General features: G+C 62.9%; 20 protein-coding genes and 1 pseudogene. 12 read left to right on the top strand and 9 right to left on the bottom strand.

Going from position 1 to position 21,053, the window contains the following annotated elements; genetic code table 11:
- Together CCR96_RS24270 and CCR96_RS22740 are read left to right on the top strand one after the other, a co-directional pair.
- Positions 1–194: pseudogene (locus CCR96_RS24270) on the top strand (RNA-guided endonuclease TnpB family protein); the annotation flags it as partial.
- 14 nt (positions 195–208) lie between these two features.
- Entirely contained in the window at positions 209–2,026 is a 1,818-nt protein-coding gene (locus CCR96_RS22740) for an AAA family ATPase (protein WP_201224075.1), read from the top strand.
- Between the two features lie 151 nt (positions 2,027–2,177).
- Here the strand turns inward: CCR96_RS22740 and CCR96_RS24900 are convergent, their stop codons facing one another.
- Positions 2,178–5,396, bottom strand: a complete 3,219-nt coding sequence (locus CCR96_RS24900) for a valine--tRNA ligase (RefSeq protein ID WP_242519312.1) — start codon at positions 5,394–5,396, stop codon at positions 2,178–2,180.
- Between the two features lie 502 nt (positions 5,397–5,898).
- On the opposite strand from CCR96_RS24900, the gene ppdK reads away from it, so the two are divergent.
- Entirely contained in the window at positions 5,899–8,673 is a 2,775-nt protein-coding gene (ppdK, locus tag CCR96_RS22720) for a pyruvate, phosphate dikinase (protein WP_201224068.1), read from the top strand.
- 192 nt (positions 8,674–8,865) lie between these two features.
- Here ppdK and CCR96_RS22715 read toward each other — a convergent pair whose 3' ends face one another.
- The 4 genes from CCR96_RS22715 to CCR96_RS22700 all read right to left on the bottom strand — a co-directional run bounded on the left by CCR96_RS22715 (position 8,866) and on the right by CCR96_RS22700 (position 11,149).
- Positions 8,866–9,072, bottom strand: a complete 207-nt coding sequence (locus CCR96_RS22715; RefSeq protein ID WP_201224060.1) for a hypothetical protein — start codon at positions 9,070–9,072, stop codon at positions 8,866–8,868.
- A 54-nt stretch (positions 9,073–9,126) separates the two neighbouring features.
- On the bottom strand, positions 9,127–9,870 hold the full coding sequence (locus CCR96_RS22710; RefSeq protein ID WP_201224058.1) for an SDR family oxidoreductase: 744 nt from the start codon (positions 9,868–9,870) through the stop codon (positions 9,127–9,129).
- A gap of 96 nt (positions 9,871–9,966) precedes the next feature.
- The gene (locus CCR96_RS22705) at positions 9,967–10,278 is read right to left on the bottom strand and encodes a hypothetical protein (RefSeq protein ID WP_201224056.1); all 312 of its coding nucleotides are present in this window, start codon (positions 10,276–10,278) and stop codon (positions 9,967–9,969) included.
- A gap of 214 nt (positions 10,279–10,492) precedes the next feature.
- Positions 10,493–11,149 carry an ankyrin repeat domain-containing protein gene (locus CCR96_RS22700; RefSeq protein WP_242519311.1) on the bottom strand — a complete coding sequence of 219 codons (657 nt, stop codon included), beginning with the start codon at positions 11,147–11,149 and terminating at the stop codon, positions 10,493–10,495.
- A gap of 142 nt (positions 11,150–11,291) precedes the next feature.
- Between CCR96_RS22700 and CCR96_RS22695 the strand changes: the two genes are divergently transcribed.
- From CCR96_RS22695 to CCR96_RS22675, 5 genes are all read left to right on the top strand, one after another.
- Entirely contained in the window at positions 11,292–11,711 is a 420-nt protein-coding gene (locus CCR96_RS22695; RefSeq protein WP_201224054.1) for a hypothetical protein, read from the top strand.
- Between the two features lie 183 nt (positions 11,712–11,894).
- A complete protein-coding gene (locus CCR96_RS22690; RefSeq protein WP_201224052.1) occupies positions 11,895–12,158 on the top strand; it encodes an AbrB/MazE/SpoVT family DNA-binding domain-containing protein in 264 nt (87 codons plus the stop codon).
- Entirely contained in the window at positions 12,155–12,409 is a 255-nt protein-coding gene (locus tag CCR96_RS22685; RefSeq protein WP_201224050.1) for a PIN domain-containing protein, read from the top strand. The genes CCR96_RS22690 and CCR96_RS22685 overlap by 4 nt, the downstream gene beginning before the upstream one ends.
- A complete protein-coding gene (locus tag CCR96_RS22680; protein WP_201224048.1) occupies positions 12,396–13,181 on the top strand; it encodes a ProQ/FINO family protein in 786 nt (261 codons plus the stop codon). Before CCR96_RS22685 ends, CCR96_RS22680 begins: the two co-directional genes overlap by 14 nt.
- A 150-nt stretch (positions 13,182–13,331) precedes the next feature.
- A complete protein-coding gene (locus CCR96_RS22675) occupies positions 13,332–14,111 on the top strand; it encodes a phosphodiester glycosidase family protein (protein WP_201224046.1) in 780 nt (259 codons plus the stop codon).
- Positions 14,112–14,138: 27 nt separating this feature from the next.
- Here CCR96_RS22675 and CCR96_RS22670 read toward each other — a convergent pair whose 3' ends face one another.
- Positions 14,139–14,969 carry an ion transporter gene (locus CCR96_RS22670; protein WP_201224044.1) on the bottom strand — a complete coding sequence of 277 codons (831 nt, stop codon included), beginning with the start codon at positions 14,967–14,969 and terminating at the stop codon, positions 14,139–14,141.
- Between the two features lie 119 nt (positions 14,970–15,088).
- Between CCR96_RS22670 and CCR96_RS22665 the strand changes: the two genes are divergently transcribed.
- Genes CCR96_RS22665 through CCR96_RS22650 form a run of 4 tightly spaced genes read left to right on the top strand, consistent with a single transcriptional unit; the run spans position 15,089 to position 17,353 of the window.
- Complete coding sequence (locus tag CCR96_RS22665) at positions 15,089–15,682, top strand: DNA-binding protein (protein ID WP_201224042.1); 594 nt, start codon at positions 15,089–15,091, stop codon at positions 15,680–15,682.
- A 28-nt stretch (positions 15,683–15,710) separates the two neighbouring features.
- Positions 15,711–16,253, top strand: coding sequence for a hypothetical protein (locus CCR96_RS22660; RefSeq protein ID WP_201224040.1), 543 nt, complete (start codon positions 15,711–15,713; stop codon positions 16,251–16,253).
- 13 nt (positions 16,254–16,266) lie between these two features.
- Entirely contained in the window at positions 16,267–16,632 is a 366-nt protein-coding gene (locus CCR96_RS22655; RefSeq protein ID WP_201224038.1) for a CidA/LrgA family protein, read from the top strand.
- Positions 16,625–17,353 carry an LrgB family protein gene (locus CCR96_RS22650; RefSeq protein ID WP_201224036.1) on the top strand — a complete coding sequence of 243 codons (729 nt, stop codon included), beginning with the start codon at positions 16,625–16,627 and terminating at the stop codon, positions 17,351–17,353. The genes CCR96_RS22655 and CCR96_RS22650 overlap by 8 nt, the downstream gene beginning before the upstream one ends.
- A 205-nt stretch (positions 17,354–17,558) precedes the next feature.
- Here CCR96_RS22650 and CCR96_RS22645 read toward each other — a convergent pair whose 3' ends face one another.
- From CCR96_RS22645 to CCR96_RS22635, 3 genes are all read right to left on the bottom strand, one after another.
- On the bottom strand, positions 17,559–17,795 hold the full coding sequence (locus CCR96_RS22645; RefSeq protein WP_207192053.1) for an AAA family ATPase: 237 nt from the start codon (positions 17,793–17,795) through the stop codon (positions 17,559–17,561).
- An 87-nt stretch (positions 17,796–17,882) separates the two neighbouring features.
- Complete coding sequence (locus tag CCR96_RS25695; RefSeq protein ID WP_420827291.1) at positions 17,883–19,193, bottom strand: uracil-DNA glycosylase family protein; 1,311 nt, start codon at positions 19,191–19,193, stop codon at positions 17,883–17,885.
- A gap of 221 nt (positions 19,194–19,414) precedes the next feature.
- Positions 19,415–20,965, bottom strand: coding sequence for a 2-isopropylmalate synthase (locus CCR96_RS22635; RefSeq protein ID WP_201224034.1), 1,551 nt, complete (start codon positions 20,963–20,965; stop codon positions 19,415–19,417).
- Positions 20,966–21,053: the final 88 nt, after the last annotated feature.

Genomic DNA, 21,053 nt, shown 5'->3' with positions numbered 1-21,053 from the left:
TGGCACGGTTAACCGATCCGGACATCGAGCGGTTCACGCCGTATCGACAGGTGAAGGCGATCCTGCAAGCGCGGACTGAGCGCCTCCGGTTGAGACTGCCCAACCCGGACTCCAGTTGCTCGCCCGCCAGGGCGCTATCAACGGAGAGCGAATCACCGAAAAACCACCATGAGCAACTTTGTTTAGGTTTTTAGGAGCAGGTCTTCCGATGCAATTCCCTTACGGCTTGAGCGACTTCGGCACCCTGCGACGGGACGGCTACTGGTACCAGGATCGCAGTGACCGCATCGCGCAGCTCGAGGCCGCCGGCCGTCAGCTGATCTTTCTGCGCCCACGGCGCTTCGGCAAGAGCCTGCTGCTGTCGATGCTCGAGCACTACTACGATCTCAAGCGCGCCGATGAGTTTGAGGTGCTGTTCGGTGATCTCGCCATCGGCCGGGCGCCGACCCCGCTGCACAACCAGTTCTACATTATGAAGTGGGACTTCTCACTGGTGCCCGCGCATGGCGAGGTCGGCGATATCGAACGGGCCGTGCATGATCATCTCAACGACTGCGTCAAGGCCTTTATCGCGCACTACCGCGAGCAGTTGCCAAGCCCGATCGAGATCCATCCCGACAACGCCCTGTCCTCCTGGCGCTCCCTGCTCGTCGCGGTGCAGCAAACCCCGCATAAGCTCTACCTCCTGATCGACGAATACGACAACTTCGCCAACGAGGTCTTGATGGCCCGGCGCGACGGTAGCCAGTCGCGCTATGAGGTCTTGCTCTACGGCGAGGGACTGCTCAAGACTGTCCTCAAAGCCGTCAAGGCCGCCGCCGGCGGCATGGGACTGGACCGGGTCTTCATCACTGGCGTCTCACCCATTGTCCTTAGCGACATGACCAGAGGTTACAACGTCGGCGAAGACATCTACTTGCTGCCCCAGTTCAACGACCTCTGCGGCTTCACCGAGCCTGAAGTCGTCGCCGTCTTGCAACAACTGGCCGGGCAGGCCGAGGAGGGCGGGCAGGTCGGACAGGGCGGCGACGGATGGCCCGATCAGACGTCACCCGATCAGGCGCTACAAACTATGCGCACCGCCTACAACGGCTATCGTTTCAGCGAAGAGGCCAGCGAGAGCCTCTACAACCCGACTCTGAGCCTGTACTTTTTCAAGGCGCTCGCCACGCAGGGCCACGCGCCCCGTCGTCTGCTCGATGAAAACCTGGCCATGGATCGCAACAAGCTGATCTATATCGCCCAATTGCCGGGTGGCGAAGCCTTGTTGATCGACGCCCTGAGCGGCGATGACCGCGTGACCATCCCTGAGCTGGTTCAGCGCTTCGGTGTCGCCGACGTGCTTGCCGCGGTCAAGGATCAGCCGTTCATGGCCTCGCTGCTGTACTTCTTCGGCATCCTCACCCTGGCTGGCGAAGGCCTACTCGGCAAACTCAAGCTGCGCATCCCCAACTTGGTCACTCGCGCGCTCTATGTCGAGCGCCTGCGCGCGCGCTGGCTACCCGCTGAACAGGGACGCGCGCAGGGACAGCAAGCCGCCGAGGCGTTCTATCTGCGGGCCGATCTGGCGCCGCTGTGCGACTTCATCGAGCAACGTTATTTCGCCGTGCTCTCCAATCGTGACTATCGCTGGAGCAACGAGCTGTTGGTCAAGTTCGCCTTCCTGACCCTGCTGTTCGAGGATCGGCTCTACCTGGTCGTCTCCGAGCTCGAGACCGAGCGCGGTTATGCTGATCTGGCGTTGATCCTGCGCCCGGAGATGCGCCGCTTTGCCGCCTTGGATCTGCTGCTCGAATTCAAGTACCTGAGCTTGAAAGACCTCGGTCTGACTGGCGAGCAGGCGCGGGCCGAAGCGCGCGAGGCGCTAGTCGAACGGCCAGCGGTGGCCGCCAAGCTCGATGAGGCCGAAGTGCAGGTGCGCGCCTATGGCGCTACCTTGCGCGAGCGCCATGGTCTGCAACAGCTGCATGCCTTCGCCATCGTCGCGCTGGGTTTTGAGCGGCTGGTCTGGCGGGTGGTGCCCTGAATCGGCTGCATGCCCCTTGGTGACTTGGGTGTGCTCGGACAGCAGGGCGCGGCTATCTGCCTCGGAGAATTCCCCAGACGCTAGGACTCGGCCTTGATATTCAAGGCGCTGCCGCCGGTGAGATCGGTGGCACCTCGGAGCGGGCGTGCACTCACAACGCCGCGATCCGCTCCCGCTGCTGGCTCAGGTTATCAAGCGCGGCCTGTTGCTCGGCGACGCGCTCGCGTTCCTTGTCGACCACCGCCGCCGGGGCCTTGTCGACGAAGTTAGGATTGGCGAGCTTGCCCTCGATGCGCTCGATGTCGGCCTTGAGTTTGGCGATCTCTTTGTCGAGCCGCTTGAGTTCGGCGTCCTTGTCGATCAGACCGGCCATCGGGATCAGGATCTTCATTGCGCCGACCAAGGCAATGGCGGATTCGGGCGCTTCGGTTTCGTCATCGAGCAAGCGGATCGACTCGGTGCGGGCGAGGAAGTCGAGATAGGGGCGGGCCTGTTCGAGCCATTGCAGGTCGCGTTCATGGGCGTTGGCGATCAGCACCGGGAGCTGTTTTGAGGGTGCGATGTTCATCTCACCTTTGATGCGGCGCACGCCGAGGATGAACTGTTGCACCCAACGGATTTCGGCCTCGGCCTCGACATCCTCGAGGGCGTTGTCCGGGATCGGGTAGGGTGCGAGCATGATGGTCTCGTGCTGATCGCTAGGCTTGAAACTGCCTGTCGTGCTGATCGGCGCGCTACTCGCTCTGGCTCCCGATGCCCCTCCCGATGCCCCTACCTGGGTTCCGCCGTCATGTTGATCGCTGCCCTGTGTGCCATCGGCACGATGGCTGTTGTCGACATGGCGGAGGGCGGCCAGCGGCCGCACCTTCTGCCAGATCTCCTCGGTGATGAAAGGCATGAAGGGATGGGTGAGGCGTAACAGACCTTCAAGCGTCTGCACCAGGGTCCAACGGGTTCCCCGTTTGGCGGCCTCGGAAGCGGTCTCGCTGGTCAGGACTGGCTTGCAGAGTTCGAGATACCAGTCGCAGAACTCGCTCCAGGTGAATTCATAGATGGCCTGAGCGGCGAGGTCGAAGCGGTAGCCGTCCAGCGCTTCACGCACCACGCCGATAGTCTTGTTCAAGCGACTCCGAATCCATCGGTCGGCGGCGCTCAGCTCCAGCGCTGGGGCGGCGATCAACCCGCTGCCGCAATCTTCCCCCTCGGTGTTCATCAGCACATAGCGTGAGGCATTCCAGAGCTTATTGCAGAAGTTGCGATAGCCCTCGACGCGGCCGAGGTCGAGCTTGATGTCGCGGCCGGTGGTGGCGAGCGCGGCGAAGGTGAATCTCAGTGCGTCGGTGCCGAAGGCGGGGATGCCCTGGGGGAATTCCTTGCGCGTCTGCTTGGCAATCTTGTCGGCGAGCTGCGGCTGCATCATGCCCTTGGTGCGCTTGGCAACCAGGGGCTCAAGCTCAATGCCGTCGATCAGATCAATGGGGTCAAGCACGTTGCCCTTGGACTTCGACATCTTATTGCCTTGGGCATCGCGCACCAAGCCATGGATGTAGACGTCGCGGAACGGCACATCGCCCATGAACTTGAGTCCCATCATGATCATCCGGGCGACCCAGAAGAAGATGATGTCGAAGCCGGTGACCAGTACCGAGGTCGGGTAGAAGGTGGCAAGGCGGTCGAGCTGTGTCTGCTGCTGGCCGCCCGGCTCTTGCTGCTTGTTCGCCTCCTGCTGGCTGTCCTGTGCCTGCTGACTGTGTTGCGTCTGCTGGCTGCCCTGTCTCTGCTGGTTGTTCTGCGTTAGCTCGGCAGTGTGCTCAGGCGGCCAGCCGAGCGTACTAAAGGGCCAGAGTGCGGAGCTGAACCAGGTGTCGAGGATGTCTTCGTCTTGGCGCAGCGCGTAATCCGCGCTCAGCCTGTGCTTGTCGCGCACTTCGTCCTCGGAGCGGCCGACGTAGATGTTGCCTTGGTCGTCGTACCAGGCCGGGATGCGATGGCCCCACCAGAGCTGGCGGCTGATGCACCAGTCTTGGATATTGCGCATCCATTCAAAATAGGTGTTCTTCCAGTTGTCCGGAACGAAGCGGATCTGACCCTTTTCGACCGCTTCGATGGCGGGCTTGGCCAGCGGCTCGATGCGTACATACCACTGATCGGTCAGGTAGGGTTCGACCACGGCCCCGGAGCGGTCGCCGCGCGGCACCGGCAGCCGGTGATCGCGCTCCTGCACCAGCAGCCCCTGCGCCTCGAGATCGGCGAGGATGCGCGCGCGCGCCTGATAGCGATCGAGACCGACATAGGCGCTCGGGATCAGCTCGCCTTCCTCGGGCGTGTTGGCGCGGATCGCGGCGTCGACGGTGAACAGATTGATCAGGCCGCCGTGCGGCTGATCGGCGATCGGGCTCTCGTCGCGATGACGTAGCCAGACCGCATGGTCATTGAAATCATGCGCCGGGGTGATCTTCACGCAGCCGGTGCCGAGTTCCGGGTCGGCATGCTCATCGGCGATGATCGGGATGCGCCGCCCGGTCAGCGGCAGCTCCACGGTCTCGCCGATCAGGTGCCTGTAGCGCTCATCCTCGGGGTTCACCGCCACCGCGCAGTCGCCGAGCATGGTCTCCGGGCGAGTGGTAGAGACGATCATCGCGCCGGTGCCGTTGCTCAGTGGGTACTTGAGATCCCACATGTGTCCGGCCTCTTCCTCGGCGATCACCTCCAGATCCGAGATCGCGGTGTGCAGCACCGGGTCCCAGTTCACCAGCCGCTTGCCGCGGTAGATCAAGCCCTCCTCGAACAGCCGCACGAAGACCTCGATCACGGCTTTGGACAGCCCTTGGTCCATGGTGAAGCGCTCATGCCGCCAGTCGAGCGAGGAGCCGAGCCGACGCAGCTGCTGGGTGATGGTGCCGCCGGATTCGGCCTTCCACTCCCAGATGCGCTCGATGAAGGCCTCGCGGCCAAGGTCATGGCGGCTCTGACCCTGCGCCTCAAGCTGGCGCTCGACCACCATCTGGGTGGCGATGCCGGCGTGGTCGGTGCCCGGCTGCCAGAGGGTCGGCTCGCCGCGCATGCGGTGGTAGCGCACCAGTGCGTCCATGATCGCGTTGTTGAAGCCGTGGCCCATGTGCAGGCTGCCGGTGACGTTTGGCGGCGGGATCATGATGCAGAAGGGCGGCGCGGCGGCGCTTTGGCCCTCGACGCTCGTCTCGCCGCGACCTTCACTTCCGCGTTCACGGTTACCGCGTCGCTCACCGCCACCGCCGTGGACATCGGACTTGGCTCCAGCGCCTAGGTCTGGTGCAAACCAGCCGGCTTGCTCCCAGTGCTGATACCAGAGGGTTTCAATGGTTTTGGGGTCGTAGGTCTTGTCCAACATGGCGGGAATCCTGCGCGTCTTGATGTGGCGCTGATGCGGTGTCGATGTCTTTGCCGGCCCTGGTTGCACGACGAGGGTGATCAGGTCTGGAGTGAAGGCCTGCAGTATAAACGGCTCGAGGCCCCGAGTCGGGGTTCACGCTGCTACAGCCGTTCCTGTTGATGAAGGCTGATGAGCGCTGATGAGCGCTGATGAGCGATAAAGTGCACGAAAAATATCAGGACTTGCAGGCTCAGTCTGTGCGCAAGTCTGTGTGAATGGCTATCGGAGGCTGTCGCTGGTGGTGAAGAGGCTTAAGATAGGCAATTTTTTCCAAAGGGGTCAGAGTAAAATCATTTTTTCAATGGTGTCTGACTCCCTTATGTCATCCAACATCAGAATATGGCATGTTACTCTGCGACCAATTGATTTCGGACACTTCCCAACTGCAGCTGTGCTGGTTCAAATACACAGCATTGATAACCCCGACCCTCCACATTCCCCTAACCCGAGGACTGAAAACATGACCGAGACGACCAAATGGGTATTTGCCTTCGACGAAGGCGATGGCAAGAACAAAAAGCTGCTCGGCGGCAAGGGTGCCAACCTCTGTGAGATGACGCAGATTGGCCTCAACGTCCCGCCCGGCTTCGTCATCACCACCGAGGCCTGCCTGGCGTATCTGGAGACGCCTGATCGGCAACTGCCGGCCGGCGTGATGGATGAGGTGCAGGCGCAGATGGCGGCGCTTGAGCGTAAGACCGGCAAGGGCTTCGGTAACCCTGATAATCCGCTGCTGGTCTCGGTGCGCTCGGGCTCGGCGATGTCGATGCCGGGCATGATGGATACCATCCTAAACCTGGGCCTGAACGCGGAAACACTGCAAGGCGAGATCAAGGCCACTGGCGATGAGCGCTTTGGCTACGACTCTTATCGGCGTTTCATCCAGCTGTTCGGCAAGGTGGCGCTCGGCGTCTCTGACGAGGCCTTCGACCATGAGTTCAACATCGTCAAGGAGGCCGCGCACGCCAAGCAAGACGTCGACCTCTCGGCGACTGATCTCAAGGAGATGAGTGAGCGCTTCTTAAAGGTGGTTGAGGAGCACACCGGCAAGCCGTTCCCCTCTGACCCCATGGTTCAGCTCGAGATCGCGGTCAAGGCGGTCTTCAACAGCTGGATGGGGCGCCGCGCGGTTGACTACCGCAACCAGTTCCATATCACGCCCGAGATGGCCAATGGCACCGCGGTGAACATCTGCACCATGGTGTTCGGCAACCGCGGTAACGACTCGGCCACCGGGGTCGGATTCACCCGTAACCCCGGCACGGGCGAGAACAAGCTCTACGGCGAGTACCTGATCAATGCCCAGGGTGAGGACGTGGTCGCCGGTATCCGCACCCCGAAGCCGCTCGATCGGCTGACGGTCGAGATGCCGCAGATGGCCGAGGAGTTGGCCGAGCTGCGCGCGAAGCTCGAGACGCATTACCGCGAGGTGCAAGACTTCGAGTTCACCATTGAGCGCGGTGTGCTCTATTGCCTGCAAACGCGCAACGGCAAGATGAACGCGCATGGCATGGTGCGCACCTCAGTGGAGATGGAGCAAGAGGGCCTGATCAGCAAGGAACAGGCGCTGCAGCGTATCGAGCCGCTGAGTCTAGAGCAGATGCTATTCCCGCGTCTGGACCCAAACTCGAAGGTGGAGCCGGTCGCTCAAGGCCTGCCAGCCTCACCGGGCGCCGCGGCCGGTATTGCGGTGTTCGATGCCGATCGCGCCCATCAGCTCGGCCATGAACTAGGCCAGAAGGTGATCCTGGTGCGTGAGGAGACCAAGCCTGAGGATATCCATGGCTTCTTCGCCTCCGAGGGCATCCTGACCGCACGCGGCGGTAAGACCTCGCATGCGGCGGTGGTGGCGCGCGGCATGGGCAAGCCCTGTGTTGCGGGTGCTGAGGGCATCAGTGTCGATGTTTCGCGGCGCGAGGCGATCGTTGGTGCGACCAGCTTCAAAGAAGGCGACACCATCACCATCGATGGCTCCTCAGGCCGCGTCTATCTCGGTGAGATCGCGACCGTCGAGCCTGACTTCACGCCTGAGCTCTCGACCTTGCTGCAATGGGCCGACGAGGTCGCGCGGCTGAAGGTGATGGCCAACGCCGATACCCCTGAGGATGCCCGTAACGCCCGCAAGTATGGCGCGGTCGGTATCGGCTTAGCGCGCACCGAGCGCATGTTCAACGCCACCGATCGTCTGCCGTTGGTGATCGAGATGATCGTCGCGGAGACCCCAGAAAAGCGCGATGAGGCGCTTGAGGCCTTGCTACCGCTGCAGCGGCAGGACTTCCGCGAGCTGTTTGAGGTGATGGCACCGAATCCGGTGACCATTCGGCTGCTCGATCCGCCGATCCATGAGTTCCTGCCGGATGAGCATCAGCTCGAGCAAGACCTGGCCGATTTGCGGGCACTCGCCGGCGCGACCCGTGGCATGACCGCGTTGGCCGGCTCGATGGGCCTGCTGCATACGCCCGATAAGGCGCGCGACGAGTTCGACGCGGTGCGCCGGGTGATGGATCCGATGATGGTCGAGGAGGCGATCGCGAAGAAGGAGGCGATGCTGAAGAAGGTGCGTGCGCTGCACGAGACCAACCCGATGCTTGGCCATCGCGGTGTGCGCTTAGGGATCTCCTTCCCAGAGATCTATAAGATGCAGGTGCGCGCGATCCTGGAGGCGGCGGCCGAATGTGCCCAGGCCGGTATCGACATCCAGCCGCAGATCAAGGTGCCGCAGGTCTGTACGGTGCAGGAGCTGAAGCGCGTGAAGGCCTATGTCGATGAGGCCCATGCCGAGGTGCAGGCCAAGCATGGCCAGCCGGTCAAGTTCAAGTTCGGTACCATGATCGAGGTGGTGCGCGCCTGCATGCGTGCCGAGTCCTTGGCCGCCGAGGCCGAATTCTTCTCCTTCGGCACTAATGACCTGACTCAGGCCGTGTTCTCATTCTCGCGCGAGGATGCCGAAAACAAGTTCCTGCCGCTCTACAACCAATCGAATGTCCTGCAAGACAATCCGTTCGAGGTCCTAGACGAGAAGGGCGTTGGCAAGCTGATGCAACTGGCCGTGGATTGGGGCCGCAGTGTGCGCGCCGATCTCCATGTCGGCATCTGCGGTGAGCATGGTGGCCATCCGGCGTCGATCTCGTTCTGCGACCAGGCGGGGCTCGACTATGTCAGTTGCTCGGGTCCGCGCGTGCCGGTTGCGCGCTTGGCAGCCGCACAGGCGGCGTTGAAGCACCGGCCACAGTAGTCGTTTCCTGCTCAAGGCGGTGGTCGGGCCGGGCTTGTGCCGGCCGATCGTCACGCCTTGAGGGCTCGGCTGAAGCGATTCGGCGGGCCCTTTTTTATGTCCGCTGCTTTTATGTCCGCTGCTTGACCTTGTTGCCTGGCCTGGCCTTGCGCCTTGCCTGATCTGGTCTGGCTTATGCGCGTTTCTGGGGACTCAGCGCCGCCGGTGTTGACTGCTGAGGCTGATGAGCAAGATGAGGATGAAGAGAGCAAACAGGAGTCCGACAAGCAGATCCATCCCTCCGGGTAGCAGCTCGATGCTCGGTGAGAGTGCAAAGTAGATGAAAAACAGGGCTGCAAAGAGCAGTATCACGAGCGCTAGCGGCCGGAAAAAATTCGAGAAGCGTGACCAGATCAACATCGTCGTCATCCTCGAGTCTCTGTCATCAGGGTGTTTAGCATCGCCCACCGCTGATTAAGCCTTCTCAAGCGGCAGGCTGATGGCGACGGCCTCTTTGGCTGCGCGGGGATCAAAAGCGAGATCCAGCAGCCGATCAGCGATGAAGGCGGGTGAGCTAAAGCCCTCGTTGGCTTTGAGGTCGAGGAATTTTTGCACGCGAGGAAACTGCTCCGGCGAGCAGTTGCGGATCATTGCCTGCATGTCGGTGTCGATAATGCCGGGCGCCACCGCGTGTACGCGCAGTCCACTGTCGGCCTCTTCGAGCGCGATCGACTCGCTCATCCGATCCACGGCCGCCTTGCCGGCGCAGTAGGCGGACCAGCCAGCATAGGCATTGCGTGCAGCACCTGAGCTGATGTTCAGCAGCACCCCATCGCCGCCGCGCTGGCGCAGATGGCGAATGAAGGCGCGGCTGCCATTGAACACGCCGACCACGTTGACCTGGATATGGCGGGCGAATTCAGCAGGGTCGTTATCACGCAGTGGGCCGATGGGCGCTAGCAGCCCAGCATTGTTGATCCAGAGATGAATGTGACCAAAGCGCGCGACGGCCGTATCACAGAGCTGTTGCATGGCCGCTGCGTCGGTGACATCGGCAGCGACGCTGAGGATCTTGTCGGGGGCACCTTCGAGCTTGGGCTGGCTTCGGGCGCAGACCGCGACCCGCAGGCCGTGCTCGAGGAAACGTTCGGCAAGGCCGGCGCCGAGGCCGCGGCTGGCGCCGGTGATCAGGGCGACCTTATTGGAGAGATCGATCATTCAAGGAGCCTTTTCGGTTTAACGTGAATCTCACGCGATTCATTGTCCGGGGTGGTGCTGCGCTATGCGCCTGAGGCGGAGTGGATCAACCGCGTCTCAGCGCGGTTCGCCATCAGACTCAGCTGGGCTCGTCAGCCAGCCCTGCAGCGCGTCGACCAGTGCTTGCGCCTGGGCTCGGCTGGAGATGTTGAACTTTGACTGCTGCCGGTACTCGCCACCGCGCTTCTGGTAGCGCCGGATGGTGTAACGTTCGGGTCCGTAGACCTCCTTGGCCCGATCCCAGTCTTGGTAGCGAAAGAGCACAGTGGCCCAACTGCCCTTGGACAGGATGACCTTATCAAGCTCCTTGACCGTCTCAAGGTCTCCCTCGGTGTAGGTCACGGTCAGATCTTCCACCTTTTCGGCCATGCTGGGCTCCTTGTCGTTGGTTCTCTGGTTATCGAGTGTGGTCAGTGCACGGGGTATCCCAGCACTGCTGTGCCTGATCGTTGATGGCTATGTCGATCATGGCGCTGATCATCACGCCGATCATCGCGGCGATGGCGGATGCGCTTTGCTTGGCGCCAGGCTGCGCTGCAGCATCTGCTCCAATCTGTGCTTGAGATAGGTTGGCATCTCAGCATCAGCGCTCAGCCCCATACTGTTCGAGCAGGGTGACCAGGGTCGGCTCGCCTTGCTCCTCGGCGATGTCGAGGGCGGTTTTGCCGCTACTGTCGGTCAGATTAACCTTGGCGCCCGCGCTGATCAGCTGCTTGGCGAGCTTCAGATTAGCAGCAGCGACGGCAAGATGCAGCGGTGTCTGGCCTTTGGAGTTGGCGGCATTGAGATTGACGCCACGGGCCGAGAGCAGCTCGATGCTATCGCGGTCGAGGGCCTGCGCGTTGGCCAGGTCCAGCAGCAAGGCCTGCAGGTCATCGTCAGCACCCCGTTCCAACAGCAACTGTGCTGCCTGGATCTTGCCGTTGGCTAGTGCGACATGCAGCGGCGTGCGGCCGAGCGCATCGCGGGCATCGATGCGTGCACCATGGCTGAGTAACTCGCGCGCGATGACGACACGACCCTGGCTGACAGCGACATGCAGGGGATAATCGCCATCGGGACCGGGCTGATTGATGTCTGTCTTCCAGAACAGATGCCGCTTGATCTGATCTAGGTCACCGGAATGCACTGCTCGGTACAGATTGACCGTCGGCTGTGGCGGCTCGTCGCACCCCGTCAAAAGGCCGATGAGGGCGAGCGCGATGACCAAGGCGCGAAGCAACGACCGAGGCAACGACATAGGATGATGGATGGCGGACTCAGCTGGAACGAGCGAACAGCGGATGTTAAGCCGCGACTCCGAGATCGGACAAGGCGTTGTTGTTCGCTGACTCAGCTTTAGCATGACGCTCCGTTGGTGCTCGTGATAGCGTAATCGGACCATGTTTACCAAGCTCCTATTCACCGCCACCGTCATTCTGGTGGCCTGGCTAGTCGTCCGCAACCGCTGGCGGGCTGATGACGATGAGCGCCCGCGCCTGGGGGTCGAGTCCGGCGCTGAGCCGGGTGCTCGATCTCCCCAGCGCTCAGCGGCCTTGGGGCCGCTGATGCCGCGAGGTGCCGTCAAGCTCGCCGCCTATGGGGTGGTGATCCTGATGTTGGTTGGCACGGCACTCTATCTGTTTCAAGATTGGCAGCATGCGCGCGAGATCGTTCAGCTGCAGGTGGTGAATGTCTACAGCGGCCAGGTTGAGCATTATGAGGCGCAACGCAGTGATATCTCGCAACGTAGCTTTGTCACCCTCGACGGGCGCCGAATACAGATCGCTGAGATGGAGCGTCTGATCCAGATCGAGCGCTAGTGAGGACCAGCAGGAAAAGACAACGTCCGGTGACGGCTATGCCCTAAAGTGATTCGCCGAGCTGGTGGGTATTGGGTTGGCGGCTGACGACGTGGATCAGGAATAGGCATCGCCTGCAGCGGGCCATGCGAGTGCTTGCTAGAATACAGTCCTTGTCTTACCGAGTAAGAATCTGGAGCGGCGATGTCAACTGTGACGATATCCGACAAGGGCCAAGTCGTCATACCCGCCGCCATTCGCCGGCGGCTTGGTCTCGAGCCAGGCAGCAAGCTCGATTTCGAGCTGGAAGGCGATAGCATTCGGGTCCGGCCACTGAGATCGATCCCCCGATCGCGGACCGAGGATGGCTACGGACTCCTGCTGTGCGAACGGCCCGGCGAGCGGCGGTTAGCGGATTTCGATGTCGCCAATGCGATGCGCGAACAAGCGCAACAGGCTGCGGAATGATAGCCCTTGATACCAACATCCTGGCGCGCTTTTACGTGGATGATCCTGGCGATCCTGAAGCGGCCAAACAGCGTCCCATCGCCCGGCGCATCCTGATGGACAGTCCGAGTCTGTTCGTCCCGCTCACGGTGACGCTCGAGCTCGAATGGGTCTTGCTAACCTGCCCCAAGCCGACGAGCGCCCTGGAGCGACAGCGCTCCAGTCTGAGCTCGGCAGTATCCATGTTCTGTTTCCGCCATGACCGACCCTGAATCAACCACACCCGAGCCTGAGCAGGCGACCCCAACAACGCCTCGAGCACTGCCTGAAGGTCTCGAGCCTCTGGACCTGCTCAAACACTTTCCAGCGTGCTTCGACTTAGCCCAACCGCGGCCGCTCAAGCTCAAGGTCCATAAGGACATGCTCAAGCGACTCGCCACTGAGCTGATCCCGGTAGAAGGCACAACCAAGAGCCAACGGGAAACCGCCAAATGGGTGCTGAGCCGCATGCTCAAGCAAGCGCTGACCCACTACTGCAGTCAGCCAGCCTATCTGGAAACGATGCGCGAGGGGATGCCCCGCATCGACCTCGACGGAACAGCCGCCGGTGAGGTCAACACGCGCGAGTCGGAGCGAGCCGCAGCACAGCTGCGCGGTGAGATCAAACCGCCCAAGTCGCCGTCGTCAAAGCCACCGACTCCGCCTGCCCCCAAACTCCCCAAAGATGCCCCACTGACGGAGGACGCCATCGTGCCCGGTCGCCTCGAACTCACCCTGAAGTTCAACCAACTGCCCAAGGCGGTACAGATCAAGGACGGCATGAAGATCGGCATCCAGACCGACAACGCGCTGGTGGTCGCCACGCTGCGCCCGAAGGCATGGAAGAAGCTGACCAAGGCCAACACGGACTGGCCGCAGTGGGTCGCGGCACTGAGTGGCAAGCTCGGCGCCCAGGTGCCGACGGACAAAGGGCCAGCGATCATCCTGCAGGAGCCGAACCTGCAGGTGTTCGAGAAGAAGGCGAAGCCGGCGACGCCAGCTTGAGGAACCACAGATGAAAACGACCGCTGGGTACGAGAAGAGGTTATGGGCGTTTACCCCCGTTCGCTTGCGCAATGCTGCTCGGGCTGGGGGTCACCGCTGAGGCATCGGACTGGTACAGACGCGCTGCCTTGGGTGTTGAGCAGTCCAACCATGCGTATCGCTGAGCGCCTGAGACCGGGTTGGCGCATCATGGCCGGCTTGATCCTGCTGCTCGCCACAGCTGGATCGGGCAGGGCCGCGCCGCTTGCAACCGACTGCCGCTCGGTGACCTGGGAAGCCGTGAACTATAGCGTCTGCTATGCCGATCCAGCCAGGGATCGGATTATGCTCTTCAACCAGGACCCGCACGGCGTGCCTTATGGCGGCTTCGATCGGTTGGTGGCACAGCTGCGCACAGAGCGGCTCATGCTCGTGTTCGCGGTGAATGGAGGCATGTATGACCATGCGCTCGCGCCGGTGGGCCTTGCTGTCGAGAACGGGGTACAGCTCAAGGCGGCCAACACCAACACCGGCTTCGGCAATTTCCACCTGCTCCCGAACGGGGTGTTTGCCGTCGGTGACCGACAGGCCGTGGTCCGCGAGACCAAGGCCTATCTCCAGTCCCGCTTTCCGGCTGACTTCGCGACCCAGTCCGGTCCGATGCTGGTCATCGATGGCCAGCTTCACCCGCGCTTTTTGCCCCGCAGCGACAGTCTGAAAATCCGCAATGGCGTGGGCATCACGGACACGGGGCAGGTGGTGTTCGCACTCTCTGAACAACGGGTACGATTCTACGATTTCGCCCGTTTCTTCCGCGACGGGCTCGGCTGCGACAATGCGCTCTACCTCGACGGCTCGGTCTCGAGCCTCTACGCCCAAGGGCTTGGGCGAAATGATCACCGGCATCCGCTAGGACCGATCCTTGGCGTCGTCCGCCCGCTGCCAGACTAAGTGGATTGGCAGCGATCAAGGCATCGCTCATTGCGCGCCTGACGGCAGATTCGCCCGCAAGTCCGCCAGCTCCCGCCGTAGCGCCGAGAGTTCCTCCAGCACCCGGTCGGTATCGGCGTGCATGCTGACCTCGAATGCTTCTCGCTCATGCAGATGCTCGGCCTCGTGCATGGTCTGCATGGTGTCGACGATGATGCCGATGAATAGATTCAGCATGGTGAAGGTGGCGATGAGGATGAACGGGATGAAGAACAGCCAGGCCAGCGGATAGGCCTCCATCACCGGGCGCACAATGCCCATCGACCAACTCTCCATGGTCATGATCTGGAACAGGGTATACATCGATGCACCGATGCTGCCGAACCACTCCGGGAAGCGCTCGCCGTAGAGATTGGTCGCCATCACCGCGAAGACGTAGAACAGCAGCAGCATCAAGCCGGCGATCGAGCTGATGCCGGGGATCGCCTTGAGCAAGGCATCGACGATGAAGCGCAACTGCGGCACTGTGGACACCAGTCGCAATACCCGCAGCACGCGCAACGCGCGCAACACCGCCAGCGGCCCACCGGCCGGCACCAGGGCGATGCCGACGACGATGAAGTCGAAGACATACCAGGGATTGCGGAAGAAGCGCCCGCCAAAGGCGAACAGCTTGATGGCGATCTCGAGCACGAAGACCGTCAACACCAGTCCATCGGCCAGCCGCAGCAGCGGACCGATGGCGTCGGTGACCGTCGCCGAGGTCTCCAGGCCGAGGGTGATGGCGTTGAAGATGATCAGGCCAATGATCAGCCGCTGAATCGGCGCCGATTCGATCCAGACGCCGAGGCGCTGACGCGACGACGAGAACGAGGACATCGGGAGGTACTCCAGAACACGGAAGGGGGAGGAAAGGGAGGAAAACAGGGCATCGGATCATAACATAACCGATTCGTTATGCTATGTTATGAGCATCCGTCAACCGCCAGGGACCACTCATGCCCCGCACTGGTGTCACCCGTGAGCAAGTGCTGCAGGCTGCCGATGGCCTTGCGGCCGAGGGTGTGCATCCGACCGTGCAGGCGGTGCGTGCGCGCTTGGGCGGCGGCTCGCCGAATCGGATCACCCCCTGGCTCGCTGAGTGGCGTGCGGCGCAACCTAAGCTGCAGGTCGACGATCCCCCCGAAATCCCCCGATCCATCGATCACGCCATCCGCCATCTCTGGGCGCTCGCCTGGCAACAGGCACAGGCGCAACTGACCCGCGAGCGCCAAGCACTTACCGGCAAGCAGCAGGCGCTCGAGCGCGAACGCGATCGGCTCAGCGAAGAGGTCGCCCGGCTGCAGGCCGAGGCCGCGCGTGAGCAGGACACGCAGCGCCAAGCGAAACAGACCCTGGCGCTCAGCGGGCAGACGCTCCGTGCCCTTGAACATCGCCTTGACGAAGAGCGCCTGGCCCGCCAGCAGGCCGAGCAACAGCTTGCTGAGCTGCGCATCGAGCTCGCCACCCTGCGTGAGCGCGCGTCTCAGCAGGAACAGCTGACCCAGCTGATCGAGACCATTCGCGGTCAGCCGCAACCCACCGAGCATTGATCACTGCGACCCACACCGGAGCCTCGCCATGTCGACAGCCGCACCCCAGTACCAGCCCCGCTATCCCCGCGCCCGCCTGTCACCGGCCAAGGATGAGCTGCTGGCGATCGAGATCACCCGCGAGTCGGTCGAGTGCCGCGACATCCAACCGCTGCTCGGCAAGCTCGAGCTGCTCAGCGAGGACGCGCCCAGCGCCTTGCACTGGGAGGGCAGGCTGACCTTCTACTTCGGCGGCTGGGACCGCGACCCGCACGAGACCGCCGAGATCCCCGAGATCCGCGCCTATTTCGCCGCGCTGACCGCCGAATGGCCCTATTGGCTGCACTTCGCCGAGAAGACCGGCGACAGCATCCCGCATGTGCTGCGCCTGCTCTGCCGGGGTCATGTCGAGCGGCGCCAACAGGGAATCGTTGGCTGGCAGTTCGATGACCCGAGCGAGATCAGCCGCGTGTTGCTGCAGCTGTTCGATCAGATGAACGAACTCTACGATCGCCTGGAGCTGCCCGAGGAGAACAACCAGCGCATCACCGAGGAGGTGGCGCAATTGATTGAGGCGTCGTTACAGGCCTGAGATCATTACCCGAATGCTCGAAGCCCTGCTGCTGATTCTCCTCTGCCAACTGCTTGGCGAGACCTTGGTCCAACTGGCCGCGCTGCCAATCCCTGGACCAGTGCTCGGGATGCTCCTGCTGCTCGGCTGGCTGTTCCTGCACGGTGGCGTTGCCGATGAGGTCGGACGCACCGCCGATACACTGCTCGCCCACCTGTCGCTGCTGTTCGTGCCCGCCGGCGTCGGCGTCATGCTGCATTGGGAGCGGGTGCGGGAACACTGGCAAGCGCTCGCGCTGGCCCTCGTCCTCGGCACCCTGATCACCCTGGTGGTCACCGCGCTGACGATGGCCGGCATGCGTCGCCTCATGGCTTGGTGGCGGAGACCGAGCGGTGGCTGACGCGCGCTTGAGTGACATCTGGGTCTATCTCGCTGCCTTGCCGCTGCTGTGGCTGACCGCGACCCTGACCTGCTACCTGATCGCGTTGCGCCTCTATCGCCTGGCCGGCAGCACGCCGCTGCTCAATCCGGTGATGGTCGCCATCGCCCTGCTGATCGGCCTGCTCTGGCTCACCGACACCCCCTATCCGATCTACTTCGAGGGGGCTCAGTTCATCCACTTCCTGCTCGGCCCGGCCACCGTGGCCCTCGCCATCCCGCTCTATCGCCAACGTCATCGGTTGCGTGCGCTCGCGCTGCCGATCCTGGTCGCCTTGCCGGTCGGGGTCGCCACGGCCGGCCTCAGCGCGATCGGCCTCGCGGCGCTGTTCGGCGCCGAGCCTGCGATCCTGCTGTCTCTGGCACCGAAATCCGTGACCGCGCCGGTGGCCATGGGCATCAGCGAGAAGATCGGCGGCATCCCGACCCTGACCGCGGTGCTGGTGATCAGCACCGGCGTGGTCGGGGCGGTGTTCGGCACCGCCGTGCTGCGCCTGCTGCGCTGCCAAGACCCGGCGGTGCAGGGCTTTGCGCTCGGCCTCAGCGCCCATGGTCTTGGGACCGCCCGGGCGTTTCAGGTCGATGCCACCATGGGTGCCTTCGCTGGACTGGCGATGGCGCTCTCGGCCTTTGCCACGGCGCTGTTGTTGCCGCCCTTGCTCGGTTGGATCGGGTCGGGCTGAGCGATCGGTCAGCCAACAGCCGCCTGCGCCCGCAACCTGTCACTCGCCTCGATGATGACGCTGCCGGTCGGCACGCCGATGTCCTCGGCGATCACCGGACATTTGGCCTGCAGACCGTCAAATCGGCTCGTGCTCCAGTGGTCGTGATCGCCTGCCAGGCTGGATTGGTGAGGTCGCGCGCTCCGGTGTCCGCCGATAGCCGTTGTCAGGCTCGATATTTGCCCCTCGGTGGCCGGTGCTTGCCCTGACTAGCTGGTTTATGAAGCATTCGGGCTAGCAGCGATAGCCACAGGGTTTTACCGAATCGCCGCCGGCGCAGGAAAATCAATTGCCGACCTGTCTGCTCAATCAGTGGAAGACGGTCGCTGCGATCGATGTAGAGATAGCCCTCTTTGATCAGCGCGCGATAATCGGCGAGGCCGTAGGGAAACGCAATCGTCATGGCTGCTCCGTGGTTCGTTGTTCCAGTAAGAGGTTCCAGTAAGAGTTTGCAGTAAGAGTTTGCAGTAAGAGGACGGTTTCGATCGGTTCAAGCAGATGGTCGGAGGGCTTTAATGATCCGCTGCAGATCCTGCCAACCCTTGGCCTTCTCGGCCGGGCTGCGTAGGTAATATGACGGGTGATAGGTGACGATCAGCGGGATCGGCGCGGCGCCTTGGCCGGGCTGGTACTGATGCGGCTTGCCGCGCAGGCGACCGACGGCTTCGGTGTTGCCGAGCAGGTTGTTGGCGGAGACGGCGCCGAGGCTGACGATGAGCTTGGGCTGGATCAGCGCGATCTGGCGTTCCAGATAGGGGCGGCAGGCGTTGGCCTCGTCAGGCTCTGGATTGCGGTTACCCGGTGGCCGGCATTTGACGATGTTGGCGATGTAGACCTGCTCGCGGGTCAGCCCGACCGCGGCGAGCATCTTGTTCAGCAGCTGGCCGGCGCGGCCGACGAAGGGCTCGCCCTGTCGGTCCTCATCTTGGCCGGGGCCTTCACCGACGAAGAGCAATTCGGCCTGGCGGTCACCGGTGCCAAAGACGGTCTTGGTGCGGGTCTGGCAGAGCTTGCAGCGGCGGCATTCGGCGACGCTGGCTGCGAGCGCCTCCCAGTCGAGGTTGGCGATGGTGTGCTGTTCGGCGGCTAAGTCAGGAGCCGGCATACTGGCACCTGGATCGAGATCCTGCGCGATGTCTGGAAGCTCTGACTCGCTTGGCCAAGGCAGTTGCTCGTAATCGCTCCAAGGTGGTGGCTCGTCGAGCCAGGGCGGAGGCTGGCTGGATTCGGCAGAGGATGACGAGAATGCTGTCGAAGCCGGAGCCGCTGTCGGTTGCTGGAGCGGCACTGCGGTTTGCGCAGCAGGCTGCGAGAGCGTTGATAGGGCTGAGGCTGGCGGACTGGCCGGCGGCACGGTGCTCGCTGTTGCGGGCCGGGTCGCTGCTTGCCGGCTGGCGCTTGCGCTCACGGCGGGTGACGAACCTGTCGCTGTTGCTGCCTTCCCGTCTCTTGCCTTGCGGGCTGCTGAGGCGCGCGCAATGGCTTGCAAGGCTGCTTGGGCGCCGGTCGCACTCGTCGCTGTTGCCGGGTTTGTGGTCGATGTCGGACTTGGCTTGCGACCCTGATCTGGACCCAGTTGCGACTCGGTCCCGGGCGCTGGGTGCTGGGTAAGCGCCGGCTGCGGCGCGTTATGCGCGAGCACGACCGGTGCTGGCGTTGCAAGCGACTCGCCAGCGATACGCGGCTGCCAGACCTGGATACCCATGGCCTTCAGATAGTACAGGCGGTGGGATTCATCCATGACAACGCCGGTCTTGAGTTTGCAGCGCTTGAAATTGCCGCTCGTGTATGGGTTGCTCATGACAGCGATGCTCATGACGGCGATGCTCATGACGGCGAAGCTCATGGCAGTGCCGCGAGGAGCAGCCAAGCAGCCCTGGGTCTGGTTGCGAGGCAGGCTGTCGAGCAGATCGACCCTGCAAGCCTGGTCGCAACGTGAACTCATCCTTGAACTCTAGCTTGAGTTCGGGTTCGGACCCTGACCCTGACCCGGCAAGCACCAGCCTCATCTCGCGCACAGCCTCAGACATCTCCGGTCTGCGGATGGGCGCGCTCAGCAACGGTGCTGAGCTTGTTCAGCGCGTTCAGATAGGCCTTGGCGGAGGCGATGACGATGTCGGTGTCGGCGCCGGCGCCGTTGACCACGCGTCCGCCCTTCTCGAGCCGGACCGTGACCTCACCCTGCGCATCGGTGCCGCTGGTGATCGCGTTGACCGAATACAGCTTGAGCGTGCTGCCGCTGTTCACGATCGATTCGATGGCGCGGAAGGTGGCATCGACCGGACCGCCGCCAATTGCGGTGCCGGGCTCCTCCTCGCCGTCGACACTCAGGACCAGTTCAGCGCGTGGGGTTTCGCCGGTCTCGGAGCAGACCCTCAGCGAGATCAGCTTGACGCGTTCGTTGGCGCTGGTGAGCGTGGTGTCGGTGACCAGTGCTTGCAGGTCTTCATCGAAGATCTCGTGCTTCTTGTCGGCGAGATCCTTGAAGCGGCGGAAGGCCTCGTTCAGCTCTTCGACTGTGCCCAACTGGATACCGATCTCCTCAAGGCGGGCGCGGAAGGCATTGCGGCCCGAGTGCTTGCCGAGCACCATCCGGTTCTGCTGCCAGCCGACATCCTCGGCGCGCATGATCTCGTAGGTCTCGCGATGCTTGAGCACGCCGTCCTGGTGGATGCCGGACTCATGGGCGAAGGCGTTGGCGCCGACGATGGCCTTGTTCGGTTGCACCGGGAAGCCGGTGATGCCAGAGACCAGCCGCGAGCAGTTGACGATCTGGGTGGTGTCGAGCCGGGTGTCGCAGTCGAAGCTGTCCTGGCGGGTGCGCACCGTCATCACGACCTCTTCCAGCGCGGCGTTGCCGGCGCGCTCGCCGAGGCCGTTGATGGTGCACTCGACCTGACGCGCGCCGTGCTGTACCGCGGCGAGCGAGTTGGCGACGGCGAGGCCAAGGTCGTTGTGGCAGTGCACCGAGAAGATCGCCTTGTCGGCATTCGGGATGCGCTCGCGGAGCTGGCCGATGAGGCTGCCGAATTGATGCGGCACGGCATAGCCGACGGTGTCTGGGATGTTGATGGTGCGCGCGCCGGCGTCGATCACCGCTTCGAGGATGCGACACAGGAAGTCGATCTCGGAGCGGCCGGCGTCCTCGGGCGAGAACTCGACATCGTCGCAGTATTGGCGCGCGCGCTTGACCGCATGGATCGCCTGCTCGACCACCTGATCCGGGCTCATCTTGAGCTTCTTCTCCATGTGGATCGGCGAGGTGGCGATGAAGGTGTGGATGCGCCCGGCGTTGGCGTCCTTGAGCGCCTCGCCAGCGCGGTCGATGTCGCGATCGAGCGCGCGGGCGAGGCCGCAGACGGTGCTGTCCTTGATGGCGCGGGCGACCGCTTGCACCGCCTCGAAGTCGCCGTTGCTGGCGGCGGGGAAGCCGGCCTCGATGACGTCGACCCGCAGTCGTTCCAGAGCGGTGGCGATGCGCACCTTCTCGTCGCGGGTCATCGAGGCGCCCGGACTCTGCTCGCCGTCGCGCAGCGTGGTATCGAAGATGATCAAATGCTCTTTGTCGGTCATGATGGGTCTCAGTCGGGTCGGGTCGGATCAAGTGAACTCGGCGCGAGTCAGAATGCTGCCGCTTGCGCTAGGACCATAGTCATTGCGT

The sequence above is a fragment of the Halochromatium roseum genome (assembly GCF_016653315.1).
GTDB classification, from domain to species: domain Bacteria; phylum Pseudomonadota; class Gammaproteobacteria; order Chromatiales; family Chromatiaceae; genus Lamprobacter; species Lamprobacter roseus.
The sequence above is the reverse complement of the archived record's forward strand: the minus strand, read 5'-3'. Positions and strand labels throughout refer to the sequence as shown.

What these genes read in the sequence shown, in the direction of transcription:
- CCR96_RS22740 (WP_201224075.1), top strand. Translation starts at nt 209, where the DNA reads ATGCAATTCCCTTACGGCTTGAGCGACTTCGGCACCCTGCGACGGGAC.
- CCR96_RS22695 (WP_201224054.1), top strand. Translation starts at nt 11,292, where the DNA reads ATGTTTACCAAGCTCCTATTCACCGCCACCGTCATTCTGGTGGCCTGG.
- CCR96_RS22700 (WP_242519311.1), bottom strand. Translation starts at nt 11,149, where the DNA reads ATGTCGTTGCCTCGGTCGTTGCTTCGCGCCTTGGTCATCGCGCTCGCC.
- CCR96_RS22675 (WP_201224046.1), top strand. Translation starts at nt 13,332, where the DNA reads ATGCGTATCGCTGAGCGCCTGAGACCGGGTTGGCGCATCATGGCCGGC.
- CCR96_RS22665 (WP_201224042.1), top strand. Translation starts at nt 15,089, where the DNA reads ATGCCCCGCACTGGTGTCACCCGTGAGCAAGTGCTGCAGGCTGCCGAT.
- CCR96_RS22690 (WP_201224052.1), top strand. Translation starts at nt 11,895, where the DNA reads ATGTCAACTGTGACGATATCCGACAAGGGCCAAGTCGTCATACCCGCC.
- CCR96_RS22670 (WP_201224044.1), bottom strand. Translation starts at nt 14,969, where the DNA reads ATGTCCTCGTTCTCGTCGTCGCGTCAGCGCCTCGGCGTCTGGATCGAA.
- CCR96_RS22705 (WP_201224056.1), bottom strand. Translation starts at nt 10,278, where the DNA reads ATGGCCGAAAAGGTGGAAGATCTGACCGTGACCTACACCGAGGGAGAC.
- CCR96_RS22655 (WP_201224038.1), top strand. Translation starts at nt 16,267, where the DNA reads ATGCTCGAAGCCCTGCTGCTGATTCTCCTCTGCCAACTGCTTGGCGAG.
- CCR96_RS25695 (WP_420827291.1), bottom strand. Translation starts at nt 19,193, where the DNA reads ATGAGCAACCCATACACGAGCGGCAATTTCAAGCGCTGCAAACTCAAG.
- ppdK (WP_201224068.1), top strand. Translation starts at nt 5,899, where the DNA reads ATGACCGAGACGACCAAATGGGTATTTGCCTTCGACGAAGGCGATGGC.
- CCR96_RS22715 (WP_201224060.1), bottom strand. Translation starts at nt 9,072, where the DNA reads ATGTTGATCTGGTCACGCTTCTCGAATTTTTTCCGGCCGCTAGCGCTC.
- CCR96_RS24900 (WP_242519312.1), bottom strand. Translation starts at nt 5,396, where the DNA reads ATGTTGGACAAGACCTACGACCCCAAAACCATTGAAACCCTCTGGTAT.
- CCR96_RS22680 (WP_201224048.1), top strand. Translation starts at nt 12,396, where the DNA reads ATGACCGACCCTGAATCAACCACACCCGAGCCTGAGCAGGCGACCCCA.
- CCR96_RS22635 (WP_201224034.1), bottom strand. Translation starts at nt 20,965, where the DNA reads ATGACCGACAAAGAGCATTTGATCATCTTCGATACCACGCTGCGCGAC.
- CCR96_RS22710 (WP_201224058.1), bottom strand. Translation starts at nt 9,870, where the DNA reads ATGATCGATCTCTCCAATAAGGTCGCCCTGATCACCGGCGCCAGCCGC.
- CCR96_RS22645 (WP_207192053.1), bottom strand. Translation starts at nt 17,795, where the DNA reads ATGACGATTGCGTTTCCCTACGGCCTCGCCGATTATCGCGCGCTGATC.
- CCR96_RS22660 (WP_201224040.1), top strand. Translation starts at nt 15,711, where the DNA reads ATGTCGACAGCCGCACCCCAGTACCAGCCCCGCTATCCCCGCGCCCGC.
- CCR96_RS22685 (WP_201224050.1), top strand. Translation starts at nt 12,155, where the DNA reads ATGATAGCCCTTGATACCAACATCCTGGCGCGCTTTTACGTGGATGAT.